The sequence below is a fragment of the Candidatus Methylomirabilota bacterium genome, from assembly GCA_035260325.1.
In the GTDB taxonomy this organism is placed as follows: Bacteria; Methylomirabilota; Methylomirabilia; order Rokubacteriales; family CSP1-6; genus AR19.
In genome coordinates this window covers 1-13317 of sequence record DATFVL010000278.1, presented here as the reverse complement: position 1 = coordinate 13317, position 13317 = coordinate 1, and the positions used below count along the sequence as shown (strand labels likewise).

Sequence of the window (13317 nt, the reverse complement as noted above, 5' to 3'; positions counted from 1 at the left end):
ACCGCGCCGAGCGCGACGGAGTCGCGGAGGTAGTGGAGGTCGCCCGTCCGCCCCCCGCCGGACATCGCGACGACCTTCACCGCCGGGAAGTCGCGGCGGATCTCCATGATGGTCTCGATCCCTTCCTTGCCCGGCATGAAGATGTCCGTGATGATCAGGTCGAAGGGCTCGGCGCGCACGAGCCGTAGCGCGCTCGCGCCGTCGGCCGCGACGCGCACCTCGTGGCCGGCGTGCGTCAGCCCCATCTCCAGAACTTCGCAGATGTCGTGATCGTCGTCGACGACGAGGATGCGAGCCATCGCGGCCCCCGGCGCCGATCATAGCCGAGCGACCGAACGGGCTCTAGTCCCAGAGGTAGGCGCGGGGGTTCACCGAGTGGCCCTTCACGAGGATCTCGTAGTGGAGGTGGGGACCCGATGAACGCCCGGTGTTGCCGGTGAGACCGATCACCCCGCCCCGCTCGACGTGGTCGCCGGGCTTCACGGCGGCCCTCGAGAGGTGGCCGTAGATGCTGCGGATGTCGTTGGCGTGCTCGAGGATCACGGTGGTGCCGTACTCCGGCTGGACGCCGGCGAACACGACCGTGCCGGCCGCGGGCGCGCGGACCTGCGTGCCCATCTCGGCGCTGATGTCGAGCCCGCCGTGGAACTCGGTGACCTTCGTCCACGGCGAGAGGCGGTTGCCGAACTCGGAGTTCACCGAGCCGCGCACGGGCCAGCGCGACGGCAGCGCCGCGAGCGCCTTGCCCGCGCGCGCCATCAGCCGGTCGAGGGCGCGGAGGTTCTCGCCCTGCTCCGCGACGCTGTCGGCGAGCCGCTCGAGCTCGTCCCGCGGGCTCAGCTGGGCGGCCGGGCGGTCGGCCACGAGCGAGCCGCCGCCGATCCCGCGCGCGCGCTTGCCGGGCGTGAGCTCGGGGCCGAACGGCTCCCAGATCCGCGCGTGGAGCTCGCGCCAGCCCGCCATCTCCGTGCGGAGCTCGGCGACGCGGCGGTTGAACGCGTCGATCGTCGCGCGCTGGTCGGCGATCTGCCGGCTGAAGGTCTTGGCCTCGCGCGTGAGGTCGCGGAGCTGCACCCAGTCGCCGACGAGCGCGCCCAGCACGGAGGCGCAGACCACGAAGGTCACGAACGCTCCGGTGGCGACGGGTCGGGAGAAGTTGAAGCGCGCGACGCGGGCACCGTCGCCCCGTACGATGAGCAAGCTGAACCGGTCACGACCCTTCAAGCGCCGGCCTGCCCTCCTGGGCTGAAGCGTCGACGGTTGAGCGGTTTCTAGCACCCGCTCTTGGACGCTGTCAACGGAAGATTCCCAGCTCTCCATGCCCGACGCTGAGTCGCAAATGCCGTGCCGGACAGGTCTTTCCGCATAATCGAGGAGTTAACGGCGCCCCGCCCTGCCATTACGGCAAGGGTGGCCAATCCTTGTGCGCGACGTGGCAAGTTCCGTGAAGGCGCGCGGGAGGTGGACGCGGCCCCTAACTCCGCGTGAGACCGGCGTTTATTGACACTCCGCGTCGCGACCCTGTATCATCGCGGGACAGGCCCTGAGAAGAATCTGCATGGACGACTTCTATCGGATCAAGCGGCTTCCGCCCTACGTGTTCGCGATCGTCAACGACCTGAAGAGCAAGGCGCGCGCGCGGGGCGAGGACGTGATCGATCTCGGGATGGGCAACCCGGATCTCGGAACGCCGAAGCACATCGTGGCGAAGCTGATCGAGGCGGTGCAGAATCCCAAGAACCACCGTTACTCCGCGTCGCGCGGCATCACGCGCCTGCGCGTCGCGATCGCCCGGTGGTACCGGGACCGCTACGGCGTTGAGCTCGATCCGGATTCGGAGACGATCGCCACGATCGGCGCCAAGGAGGGCATGGCCCACCTGGCGCTCGCGGTCCTGCAGCCGGGTGACGGCGTGCTCGTGCCCAACCCCACCTACCCGATCCACTCGTACTCGGTGGTCATCGCCGACGGCGACCTGCGGTCGGTCCCGCTGACCCCGGACGGGGATTTCTTCGCACGGCTGGAGGAGGCCGCGAAGCTGGCGTGGCCGAAGGCGAAGCTGCTGATCCTCTCGTTCCCGCACAACCCGACCACCATGTGCGTGGACCGCGCGTTCTTCGAGAAGGTCGTCGCGTTCGCGCAAGAGCACCGTCTCATGGTCGTCCACGACTTCGCCTACGCCGACTTCGCCTTCGACGGCTACCGGCCGCCGTCCTTCCTCGAGATCCCGGGCGCGAAGGACGTCGGCGTCGAGGTGTTCTCGACCTCGAAGTCGTATAACATGCCCGGCTGGCGGCTCGGCTTCGTGTGCGGGAACGCGCGGATGATCCACGCGCTGGCGCGGATCAAGTCCTACCTGGACTACGGCGCCTTCCAGCCCATCCAGATCGCCGGCATCATCGCGCTCGAGGGCGATCAGAAGGTGGTGGAGGAGATCGTCGAGGTCCACCGGAAGCGCCGCGACGTCCTCGTCGACGGTCTGAACAAGCTGGGCTGGTCGGTGCCGAAGCCCAGGGGCACGATGTTCGTCTGGGCGCCGATCCCCGAGCCGTTCCGCGCGCTGGGCTCGCTCGAGTTCTCCAAGATGCTCATCCAGGACGCGAAGGTCGCCGTCTCGCCGGGCATCGGGTTCGGCGAGTACGGCGAGGGGTACGTCCGGTTCGCGCTCGTCGAGAACGAGCAGCGGATCAGGCAGGCGCTGCGCGGGCTCAAGCAGCTCGCCCGCTGACCGCCGGACCACGCCCCGTGTCCACCGACATGAAGGACGTCCGGATCGCGCTGCTCGGGCTCGGCACCGTCGGCGGCGGCGTCGTGAAGATCCTCGAGTCCCGCCGCGCGATGCTCGAGGAGCGCGCCGGCTGCCGCCTCACCCTCGCCGCGGTGGCCGACCTCGACCTCACGCGGCCCCGCGAGGGGCTCGACCTCCGGAAGCTCCCGATGACGCCCGACGCGGCGAAGGTGCTCGGCGACCCGTCCATCCAGATCGTCATCGAGCTGGTGGGCGGCCTCGAGCCCGCGCGGACGTTCATCCTCAAGGCGCTCCAGGCGGGCAAGCACGTCGTCACCGCGAACAAGGCGCTCCTCGCCCACCACGGCGCCGAGCTCTACGACGAGGCGCGCCGCCGTGGCGTGACGCTCGCGTTCGAGGCGGCGGTCGCCGGCGGCATCCCGCTCATCCAGGCGGTCAAGGAGGGCCTCGTCGCCAACCACATCCAGACCGTCTTCGGCATCGTCAACGGGACGTCGAACTACATCCTGTCGAAGATGACCGACGAGGGCCTCGACTTCTCGCTGGTGCTGAAGGAGGCGCAGGCCCAGGGCTACGCCGAGGCGGACCCGACCCTCGACATCGAGGGCATGGACTCGGCCCACAAGCTCCAGATCCTGGTCTCGCTCGCCTTCCGGACCTTCGTGGACCTCAAGGACATCCACACCGAGGGCATCACGCGGGTGACGCCTGCCGACATCGCCTACGCGCGCGAGCTCGGCTACCGGATCAAGCTCCTCGCGATCGCCAAGGCGTCCGGCGGCGCCGGGCGCGGCGCCGAGCGCGCCGGGGTGGAGGTCCGCGTGCACCCCACGATGATCCCGGCGGCCTCGCCGCTGGCCGCGGTCTCGGGCGTCTTCAACGCGATCTTCATCACGGGCGACGCCGTCGGCGACCTCATGTTCTACGGCCGCGGCGCGGGCCAGCTGCCGACCGCGTCGGCCGTGTGGGCCGACACGCTCGGCATCGCGCGCCGGATCGCCCACGGCATCCCCGCCCTCGCCCTCGAGCTGCCCTCCGCGGGCCCCGCGGCGCTCCCGCTCAGGCCGATGGACTCGATCCGCTGCTGCTACTACCTGCGCGTGATGGCCCAGGACCGGCCCGGCGTGCTGTCGCGGGTGGCGGGCGTGCTCGGCGAGCACAACATCTCGATCGCGAACGTCATCCAGAAGGGGCGCGGCAAGCGCGAGGCGGTGCCGGTGGTCATGCTGAGCCACGAGGCGCGCGAGCTCGACATGCGCCGCGCCCTCGCCGCCATCGACAAGCTTCCGGACGTCGCCGCGGCGACCACGATGATCCGCGTGGAGGGCGGCCCGGCATGAAGGCCTGGCGCGGGGTCATCGAGGCGTACCGCGACTTCCTCCCGGTGACGGACAAGACGCCGGTCGTCTCGCTCTGCGAGGGCAACACGCCGCTCATCCACGCGCCGCGCCTCGAGGAGGCGACCGACCGGCGCCTCACGATCTACCTCAAGTGCGAGGGGTTCAACCCGACGGGCTCCTTCAAGGACCGCGGGATGACGATGGCGATCTCGAAGGCGCTCGAGGCCGGCTCGCGCGCCGTCATCTGCGCCTCCACGGGCAACACCTCGGCGTCCGCCGCGGCGTTCGCCGCGCGCGCGGGCATCCGCGCCTTCGTCATGGTGCCGAAGGGCTCGGTCGCCCTCGGCAAGCTCTCGCAGGCCGCGATCCACGGCGCGAAGGTCCTCACCGTGGACGGCAACTTCGACCAGGCGCTCTCGATCGTGCGCCGGATCGCCGAGACCCATCCGGTGACGCTCGTGAACTCGGTGAACCCCTTCCGCCTCGAGGGCCAGAAGACCGCCGCCTTCGAGGTCGTGGACCAGCTCGGCAAGGCGCCCGACTACCACCTGATCCCCGTCGGGAACGCGGGGAACATCACCGCCTACTGGCGCGGCTACCGGGAGTACCACCGCGCCGGGCGCATGATGGAGCTGCCGCGCATGATCGGCTTCCAGGCCGCGGGCGCGGCGCCCATCTACGAGAACCGCGTCATCGAGGAGCCGCGCACGGTCGCGACGGCGATCAAGATCGGCAACCCCGCGTCCTGGGGGCCGGCGCTCGAGGCCATGCAGGACTCCAAGGGCTGGGTGGACATCGTGAGCGACGAGGAGATCCTGCGCGCCTACCGGATGCTCAGCCGCGAGGAGGGCATCTTCATGGAGCCCGCGTCCGCGGCGACGGTGGCCGGCCTCATCAAGACGGTCAAGGCCGGCCGCTTCGAGCCCGGCGCCACCCTGGTCCTCACGCTCACGGGGCACGGGCTCAAGGACCCCGAGACGGCGCTCGAGTCGTCGTCGCGGCCGACGACGGTGCCGGCCTCGATCGACGCCGTCCTCGCCCAGCTCGGCCTCTGAACCGGCTCAAGGTCGTCCTCGGCGTCGCGATCAGCGCCGCCCTCTTCGTCTATCTCTTCCGCGCCGTGGACCTGGCCGAGCTCGGCCGCCAGCTCCGCGAGACGCACTGGGGCTGGGCCGCGATCGCCACGGCGCTGGCGCCGGCGCAGATCTGGGCGCGCGCGCGCCGCTGGGTCTACCTCTTCCCGCCGGGCTCGAACCCGGCCGGGCTCGTGCCGGCGACCTGGATCGGCTACATGGCGAACAACATCCTGCCGCTGCGCGCCGGCGAGTTCGTGCGCGTCTACGTGGTGTCGCGCCGGTGGAAGGTTCCGGCCGGGGGCGGCCGCGCCCACGGCTTCTGGACGACGCTCGCGACGCTCGTCGTCGAGCGCGCGCTCGACGGCCTCGCCGTCGTCCTCATCCTCGCGCTCCTGATCCTCGCGATCCCCGTGCCCGCGTACCTGCAGGTCGCGGCGCTCGTCCTGCTGGCGCTCGACCTCGTCGGCATCGCGGCGCTCGCCGCCTTCGTCGTCGCGCCGGGCGCGTGCGAGCGCCTGATCGCCCGGGTCGCCGGCCGCTGGCCCGCGCTGGAGCGCCGCCTGCGCCGGGCCTTCGAGACGTTCGTGACGGGCCTCGACGGCGTGCGCGCGCCGGGCCACCTCCTGCCGCTCCTCGTCTGGAGCGTCATCGTCTGGGTCATCCCGGCGCTCGCGATGTGGACCATGCTCGTCGCGATGAACCTGCACTTGCCGTGGGTCGCGGGCTTCGCGGTGCTCGCCTTCGTCGGGCTCGGGGTCTCGATCCCCTCGGCGCCCGGCTACGTCGGCGTGTTCCACGCCGCGGCAGCGCTCGCCGTCGGCCTCTTCGGCGTCTCGCAGTCGGCCGCGGTCGGCTACGCGCTCGTCCTCCACGCGAGCCAGATCGTCCCCGTCACGCTCATCGGCTGGCTCTACCTCCTGCGCGAGCACATGAGCCTGGGCGAGGCCACCCACGCGCAGCCGCCGGCGTAAGCGCGGCCTGACTTCAGTTTGTGCCCCGCCTCGCTGATCAGCGTCACGTGGGTCACGACATCTTCGGTCGAGCCGTGCATCTACCAGCTGCCGGCCGGGCAGTTCTATGGCAAGACGAAGCCCGAGCGGTGCTATGTCTCTGAGTCAGAGGCGCGCAAGGATGGGTGTCGGCGGTCGAGGCGATAGCGGGGTCTGTAAGGGATGCAATGGTACGCAAGGAATCGCATCTCGTAGAGAGACAGCGGTTCTCCGGGGGAAGCCATGGCCAACCGTGTGAGATGGCGCGAGTTCGAGATCTTCGCTCAAGAGCGGATGTCCAAGCACTTCGGAGTACCGCTGCACTCCAACGCCCCCGACGACTTTCCGAGAAAGTTTGACCTCGTTTCTCAGGACGAGACCATCGTGGGAGATGCGAAGTATCTCACGATGGTCGCTCGGCAGTACGAACCACCCGCGAAGCTGATGGAGATCACAGGACACGTCTGGCTGCTGGAGAAGGTACGTGCTCGAACACGGTTTCTCGTCTTCGGCAACCAAATCGAGGTCGCGCAACTTTGGTTGCGCAAGTACGGCGGTCTACCAACAAGCGTCGAATTCTACTTTCTCGCTCCGAACGGCAAGGTCACCAACTTACGCAAACCCAGAGCCCACGCGTGAGGTGAGCACCCTCGCAACGAGCGCCACGATACGGGCCTGCGAACGGACGCCTCGGATGCGACGCAGCGAGCGGCGTGGGAGGCGCTCCACCGTTCCGCGCATGGGGGTAATGATGTCTGGTTTTTGGATCGACGTTCGCGACGCGTTAGTCCATCTGATGTGTTATGAAGCGGGAAACATCCGATTCTGTCGGTGTTCAGAGCCCGTAGGAAAGTATACATGCGATAAAACTCTGCGCGCCGTTCTCGAAGGTAAGCGCGGAAAATATCTGAGCGAACGCCTGAGCGAACGCGCCGTCTGGTGTAAGGAGTGCGGGCGGAAGTATCCCTTCGTCGTGGGTACACGTTTCTGTACAGACCCCATCTTCACTTGAGTGACCCGCGTGTGGGCCGAAGGGGAAGTAGGTCACCATATCGCTCCTTCGATTTGGCCCACTCACAGTAGGACTCGGGACGGCCCTCCTCGTTCCGACTCGCGTCGAGCCCCGCGCGGCGCGCGGATTGAGACCTCTTCGAGAGCCGGCACGATCCGAGCGGGGTCAATCCGTGCCGCTGCTATGATAGGCTATAGGCCATCATATAGGAGGTACACATGGGCGCAGTGAGGCAAGCAAATTTCACCTTGCCGGCAGAGCTTCTTGAGGAACTGAAGCAGACTGTTCCAAAGGGGGAGCAGAGCCGCGTAGTCAGCGAGGCGCTTCGAAGCGAGCTGAAGCGGCTCAGATTCCGCAAGTCGCTCGACTCGAGCTTCGGCACCTGGAAAAAGGGACCGCACCCAGAGCTGGCGCGCGGGACCCGCCGATTCGTTCGCGCGCTGCGCAAGTCCGCGCGCCCCCGCCAACGCACCGCGGGCCGATGAGCAAGGTCATCCTCGACACGGACGTCCTCATCGACGTCCTGAGGGGCCGCGAAGCGATACGTGCCTTTCTCCTGGAGGTAACGCGCGATGCCGTTCCCTGCTGTTCGGTCATCTCCGTCGCCGAACTGTGCGCCGGTCTGCGCCCGGCAGAGGAAGAGCCCACGCGTGCGCTCCTCGATGCCTTGGTGATCGTTCCCGTGACCCGCGAGATCGCCGAGGTCGCCGGCCGCTTCAAGCGGACCACGCGCAGCCGAAGGCTCGAGCTGGCAGACTGCTTGATCGCCGCCACGGCGTTCGTGGAACGGGCCGTCGTTGCGACGGGCAATATCAAGGATTATCCAATGGCTGAAGTCTCGGTGCTGCCGGCGCGACGATGACCTGGGCGGCTTTGCGCGGTCCCCGTGCGTCGTGTAGCCTCCACACGTCATGGCGCTGATCGTGCAGAAATACGGCGGCTCCTCCGTCGCCGACGCCGAGCGGATCCGGAGCGTGGCGCGCCGCGTGGCCGAGAGCGCGCGCGGCAACCAGCTCGTCGTCGTCGTCTCGGCCATGGGCAAGACGACCGACGGCCTCCTGGGCCTCGCGCAGCAGATCACGCCCGCCCCCGACCCGCGGGAGCTGGACATGCTGCTCGCCACGGGCGAGCAGGTCACGATCGCGCTCCTCGCGATGGCCCTCCAGGACCTCGGCGTGCGGGCCCGTTCGCTCACGGGCCCCCAGGTCGGCATCCGCACGGACAGCGGGCACACGAAGGCGCGGATCACCCAGATCGGCGCCGAGCGCGTCCGCCAGAGCCTCGACGCGGGGGAGGTCGCCGTGGTCGCCGGCTTCCAGGGGCTCTCCGAGACCGACGAGATCACCACGCTCGGCCGCGGCGGCTCCGACCTCACGGGCGTCGCGCTCGCCGCGGCCCTCAAGGCCGACGTGTGCGAGATCTACACGGACGTGGACGGCGTCTACACCGCCGACCCGGCCATCGTGCCCGACGCGCGGAAGCTCGGGCGCGTCGCGTACGACGAGATGCTCGAGATGGCGAGCCTCGGCGCACGGGTGCTGCAGGCGCGCTCGGTGGAGTTCGCCAAGAAATACGGCGTCACGGTGCACGTGCGCTCGTCGTTCAAGCCGGACCCGGGCACGCTCGTGACGAAAGAGGAGCAGGGCATGGAAGAAGTGGTCGTCACCGGCGTCACCCACGACCGGAGCCAGGCGAAGATCTCGATCCTGCGCGTCCCCGACCGGCCGGGCATCGCCGCGCAGGTGTTCGGCGCGATCGCGGCGACGAACGTGGTGGTGGACATGATCGTGCAGAACATCAGCCGCGACGGCTACACCGACATGTCCTTCACCCTGCCCCGCGGCGACCACGCGCGCGCCGTGTCCACGCTCGAGTCGATCGCCCGGGGCATCGGCGCCCAGGGCGTCGTCCACGACGAGCGCGTCGCCAAGGTCTCGATCGTCGGTGTGGGCATGCGCAGCCACTCGGGCGTCGCCGCGAAGATGTTCACGACGCTCGCCCAGGAGGGCATCAACATCCAGATGATCTCGACCTCCGAGATCGCGGTCTCGTGCGTCATCGAGGACAAGTACGCGGAGCTCGCGGTCCGCGCCCTCCACGACGCGTTCGAGGTGGGGAAAGGAGCCCGCCGATGAGCAAGGGCAAGGCCGCCATCTTCTTCGGCCCCGGCAAGCCGTTCGAGATCCGCGAGCTGCCGATTCCCGAGGTCGAGCCCGACGCGGTCCTGATCCGCGTGTCGCTCGCGAACGTCTGCGGCTCGGACCTCCACTTCTGGCGCGGCGACGCGCCGCTGCGCCTGCCCGACGACGGCTGGCTCTTCGGCCACGAGATGACGGGGCGCGTCGCGCGGCTCGGCGCGCGCGTCACGACCGACTCGCTCGGCCGCCCGCTCAAGGAGGGCGACCGGGTCGCCTACACCTACTTCTACCCGTGCGGGCGCTGCCACGCGTGTCTGCACGGAGAACCGGCGGCGTGCCCGGCCAAGATCGAGCGCCCGGTCGGGCCCTCGCAGTTCCCGCACTTCCACGGCGCCTTCGCCGAGTACTACTACCTGCGGCCGCGCGGCGCGCTCTTCCTCGTGCCCGACGCGCTGCCGGACGAGCTGGTGTCGCCGGTGAACTGCGCGCTGAGCCAGGTGATCTTCGGCCTCCACCGGGCGGGGCTCCGCTTCGGCGGGAGCGTCGTGATCCAGGGGGCGGGCGGCCTCGGGATCCAGGCGGCGGCGGTGGCCAAGGACATGGGCGCGGCGACGGTCATCGTCGTGGACCAGCTCCCGGGCCGCCTGGCGCTCGCGAGGGCGTTCGGCGCCGACCACACGCTCAACGTGAGGGAGGTCGCCGACAAGAAGGAGCGCGTCGCGCTCGTGCGGCAGTGGACGGGCGGCACGGGCGCCGACGTCGCGTGCGACTTCGTCGGCTTCCCCCAGGTGATCCCGGAGGGCATCGAGATGCTCCGCTCCGGCGGCACCTACCTCGAGATCGGCACGATCAGCCGCGGCGCCAAGGTGGAGCTCGAGCCGTCGCTGCTCGTCTGGGGCTCGAAGTCGATCGTGGGCGTGATCCAGTACGACCCGTGGGTGATCCCGCGCGCGCTCGACTTCCTGGTGCGGAACCGTGCGCGCTGGCCGTTCGACAAGCTGATCTCGCACAAGTATCCCCTCGAGAAGATCGACCAGGCGTTCGCCGAGAGCGAGTGGCACGCGAAGGAGACGACGACGATCATGCGCGCGGCCCTCGTCCCCTAGCCTCCCTCGCGCCGTGCGCCGTCTCCCCGGGGAGACGGCGCACCGTATCCGCTTTTCGACTCTAGTCACGCGCCGGTCCGCGTGGGATCGTCGGCCCATGACGCCCTACACGCGCCACCAGCTCCTCGTCCTGCTCGTCGTCCTCCTCGGCACGGGCCTCGGCCTCGCCGTCGGCCACTGGCGCCGCGCGCACCCCGATCTCGTCGAGCGCCTGGAGCGGCTCGACCGTGGCGCCCTGCCCGAGACGCGGGAAGCGCCAGTCGCGCCGCGCGGCGTGGTCGGCGGACCGACGCGCGCCGGTCCCGCGGGGCTCCGGAGCGACACGCGGGGGCGCGTGCCCGCGTCCCGGCCGCGCGCGCCGACGGCGAAGGCGCCGGGGGCACCCGTGGACCTCAACCGCGCCGGCCTCGACGAGCTTGCGGGGCTCCCCGGCGTCGGCCGGGCGCTCGCCGCGCGGATCGTCGCCGCGCGCGAGGCCGCGGGGCGCTTCGCGAGCGTGGACGACCTGCGTCGGGTCCGCGGCCTCGGACGCGCGAAGATCGAGCGCCTGCGGCCGCTGGTGGGAAGCGCCGAGTGATCCTCGACCGCATGCCCTTCGTGCCGGTGGCGGCGGGCTTCGCCGCGGGCATCGCCTCGGCGCCGTGGGCGCGCGCCGACGTGGCGTGGGCGGCGTGGATCACGGCGAGCGTCGCATGCGCGACGCTCCTCGCCCTCGGACGTCGGTCGTGGGCGGCGTGGGCGCTCCTCGTGGGGGTGACGGCGGCCGGCGCCCTGCGCGGGGCCGAGCCGGCGCTCGCGCCCGACCACGTCGCGCGGCTCGAGCTGCCGCGGCTCGCGCGCGTGGAGGGACGGCTCGCCGCCGCGCCCGTCAGGCTCGCGGCCGACCGCGCGCGCCTCCTGATCGAGACCGAGCGCGTGGACGACGCCCCGCGGTCGGGTCGCGTCCAGGCGACCGTGTACGGCGAGCCGCCGCCGCTCGCCGAGGGCCAGCGGATCGCCGCCGACCTGAAGCTCGTCCCGGCGACCGGCTTCCACAACCCCGGCGGCTTGGACTACGCGGCGCACCTCGCGCGCGACGGCATCCGCGTCACGGGCTCGGCGCGCGCCGAGCGCCTGGTGGCGCTCGACGAGCCGCGCCCGCCCTGGTCGGCGCGCGTCCGCGCCCGCGCGCTCGCGGCGATCACGGGTGCGCTTCCGCCCGCCTCCGCCGCGCTCCTCGCCGGCCTGCTCTTCGGCGAGCGCACCGACCTCCCCCGCGAGCTGGACGACGGCTTCCGCCGGGCCGGCGTCTACCACGTCCTGGCGGTGTCCGGGTTCAACGTGGCCCTCCTGGCGGCGGCGGTGTTCGCGCTCTGCAGGCTCCTGCGCCTCGACCGCCGCGCCTCGGCCGTGCTCGCGATCGGCCTGGTGCTCGGCTTCGCGGCGATCGTCGGGCCCGAGCCGTCGGTCCTGCGCGCCGTCATCATGGCGGTGCTCGTGCTCACGGCGCTCCTCCTCGAGCGCGAGGCCTCGGTCGCCAACAGCCTGGCGCTGGCCGCGCTCCTGATCCTCGCCTGGCGTCCCGGCGACCTCCTCGAGCCCGGCTTCCAGCTCTCGTTCGCCGCGACCGCGGGAATCGTCGCCGCCCCGCTGCCGCGCGGCCTCGTGCTGGGCGCGCTCGGCGTCAGCCTGGCCGCGCAGCTCGCGATCCTGCCGATCGCGCTCGCCCACTTCAACCAGCTCTCGACGATCGGCGTCGTCGCGAACCTCGCGGTCGTGCCCCTTGCCGGCCTCGCGACCGTCGTCGGGCTCCTCGCCGTCAGCCTGGCGTTCGCGAGCGAGGCGCTCGCCCAGATGGCCTTCGACGCCGCCTGGCCGGTCCTTCTCGCGCTCCGCGCGGTCGTGGCCCTCGCCGCCGCGGTGCCGGGCGCGGTCCTGCACTTGCCCGCCCCACCCCCGCTCGCGATCGTCGGCTATGTCGCGGCGCTCGGGCTCGGGCTCGTCTGGTGGCATCTGCGGGCCACGCGGCCGCGTGCCGCGTGGCGCGGCAGCCTGGCGGCGCTCGCGCTCCTGGGCGCCGTCGTCGCCCTCGAGGCGTGGCCGCTCGCCCGCCCGCCCGACGGCCGGCTGCGGCTCACCGTGCTCGACATCGGCCAGGGCGACGCGATCGTTCTCGAGGGGCCCGACGGGCGCGCCCTGCTCGTGGACGCCGGCCCCGGCGGGGCGATGCGCCTCGACACCGGCGAGCGCGTCGTCGCGCCTTTCCTGTGGAACCGGGGCGTCCTCCGGCTCGCGGCGACCGTCGTCACCCACGCCGACGCCGACCACGCCGGCGGCATGCCGGCGATCCGGAGTCTCTTCCCGGTCACCGAGAACTGGGACGCCGACACGCTCGCCGCGAGCCCCCGCTGGCTCGGCGGCGCGATGATCTCTCTCGTCCGGCCCCTGAGCCGCGAGGGCGGCGGGATGGCGGGCCCCCTCCGAGACCCGTTGCTTCTGGGCGTTGCCGGGCGCGGCGCCTCGGACGCGTCCGCGCCGCGACGGGTAGCTAGCGTGGTCGAGGAGGGGGCCCGCCGTCCAGTCGCCCTCGCATCGAGGAGGGGCCGGAACGACGAGGCGATCGTGCTCCGGATCGAGTACGGGCTCGTGTCATTCCTTCTTGCGTCGGACATCGAGGCGCCGCGCGAGCACGTGCTCGTCGCGGCGGGCGTGCCGCTCGCCGCGACCGTGCTGAAGGTCGCCCACCACGGCTCGCGCACCTCGACCAGCGCGGCCTTCCTGCGCGCCGTCCGCCCCGCGGTGGCGGTCATCTCGGTGGGCGCGCGGAACCCGTACGGCCATCCCGACGCGGGCGTGCTGGCCCGCCTGGCCGAGGCGGGAGCCCGGATCTATCGCACCGACGCGGACGGCGCGGTGAGCTTCGAGACC

General features: G+C 71.1%; 12 protein-coding genes. 10 read left to right on the top strand and 2 right to left on the bottom strand.

Annotated elements, in window-relative coordinates; translation table 11 throughout:
• A partial coding sequence (locus VKG64_17850; GenBank protein HKB26903.1) for a response regulator occupies window positions 1-299 on the bottom strand: 299 nt, incomplete at its 3' end.
• A gap of 43 nt (window positions 300-342) precedes the next feature.
• A complete protein-coding gene (locus tag VKG64_17845; GenBank protein HKB26902.1) occupies window positions 343-1224 on the bottom strand; it encodes a M23 family metallopeptidase in 882 nt (293 codons plus the stop codon).
• A gap of 334 nt (window positions 1225-1558) precedes the next feature.
• On the opposite strand from VKG64_17845, the gene VKG64_17840 reads away from it, so the two are divergent.
• The 10 genes from VKG64_17840 to VKG64_17795 form a co-directional block, all read left to right on the top strand.
• Window positions 1559-2728, top strand: coding sequence for an aminotransferase class I/II-fold pyridoxal phosphate-dependent enzyme (locus tag VKG64_17840; protein HKB26901.1), 1170 nt, complete (start codon window positions 1559-1561; stop codon window positions 2726-2728).
• 17 nt (window positions 2729-2745) lie between these two features.
• Window positions 2746-4089, top strand: a complete 1344-nt coding sequence (locus VKG64_17835) for a homoserine dehydrogenase (GenBank protein HKB26900.1) — start codon at window positions 2746-2748, stop codon at window positions 4087-4089.
• The gene (gene thrC / locus VKG64_17830) at window positions 4086-5144 is read left to right on the top strand and encodes a threonine synthase (protein HKB26899.1); all 1059 of its coding nucleotides are present in this window, start codon (window positions 4086-4088) and stop codon (window positions 5142-5144) included. The genes VKG64_17835 and thrC overlap by 4 nt, the downstream gene beginning before the upstream one ends.
• Window positions 5141-6136 (top strand): lysylphosphatidylglycerol synthase transmembrane domain-containing protein, encoded by a 996-nt coding sequence (locus VKG64_17825; GenBank protein HKB26898.1) that lies wholly within the window; start codon window positions 5141-5143, stop codon window positions 6134-6136. Before thrC ends, VKG64_17825 begins: the two co-directional genes overlap by 4 nt.
• Window positions 6137-6397: 261 nt before the next feature.
• Window positions 6398-6793 (top strand): hypothetical protein, encoded by a 396-nt coding sequence (locus tag VKG64_17820; GenBank protein ID HKB26897.1) that lies wholly within the window; start codon window positions 6398-6400, stop codon window positions 6791-6793.
• Between the two features lie 854 nt (window positions 6794-7647).
• Complete coding sequence (locus tag VKG64_17815) at window positions 7648-8028, top strand: type II toxin-antitoxin system VapC family toxin (GenBank protein ID HKB26896.1); 381 nt, start codon at window positions 7648-7650, stop codon at window positions 8026-8028.
• 49 nt (window positions 8029-8077) lie between these two features.
• Window positions 8078-9301, top strand: a complete 1224-nt coding sequence (locus tag VKG64_17810; GenBank protein ID HKB26895.1) for an aspartate kinase — start codon at window positions 8078-8080, stop codon at window positions 9299-9301.
• The gene (locus tag VKG64_17805; protein HKB26894.1) at window positions 9298-10410 is read left to right on the top strand and encodes a zinc-binding dehydrogenase; all 1113 of its coding nucleotides are present in this window, start codon (window positions 9298-9300) and stop codon (window positions 10408-10410) included. Before VKG64_17810 ends, VKG64_17805 begins: the two co-directional genes overlap by 4 nt.
• A gap of 97 nt (window positions 10411-10507) precedes the next feature.
• On the top strand, window positions 10508-10987 hold the full coding sequence (locus VKG64_17800) for a helix-hairpin-helix domain-containing protein (GenBank protein ID HKB26893.1): 480 nt from the start codon (window positions 10508-10510) through the stop codon (window positions 10985-10987).
• The coding region (locus tag VKG64_17795) for a ComEC/Rec2 family competence protein (GenBank protein ID HKB26892.1) at window positions 10984-13317 on the top strand (2334 nt) is incomplete at its 3' end. The genes VKG64_17800 and VKG64_17795, both read left to right, overlap by 4 nt.

Coding starts and splice junctions, on each gene's coding strand:
- VKG64_17805 (HKB26894.1), top strand. CDS start 9,298: ATGAGCAAGGGCAAGGCCGCCATCTTCTTCGGCCCCGGCAAGCCGTTC.
- VKG64_17810 (HKB26895.1), top strand. CDS start 8,078: ATGGCGCTGATCGTGCAGAAATACGGCGGCTCCTCCGTCGCCGACGCC.
- VKG64_17840 (HKB26901.1), top strand. CDS start 1,559: ATGGACGACTTCTATCGGATCAAGCGGCTTCCGCCCTACGTGTTCGCG.
- VKG64_17800 (HKB26893.1), top strand. CDS start 10,508: ATGACGCCCTACACGCGCCACCAGCTCCTCGTCCTGCTCGTCGTCCTC.
- thrC (HKB26899.1), top strand. CDS start 4,086: ATGAAGGCCTGGCGCGGGGTCATCGAGGCGTACCGCGACTTCCTCCCG.
- VKG64_17820 (HKB26897.1), top strand. CDS start 6,398: ATGGCCAACCGTGTGAGATGGCGCGAGTTCGAGATCTTCGCTCAAGAG.
- VKG64_17815 (HKB26896.1), top strand. CDS start 7,648: ATGAGCAAGGTCATCCTCGACACGGACGTCCTCATCGACGTCCTGAGG.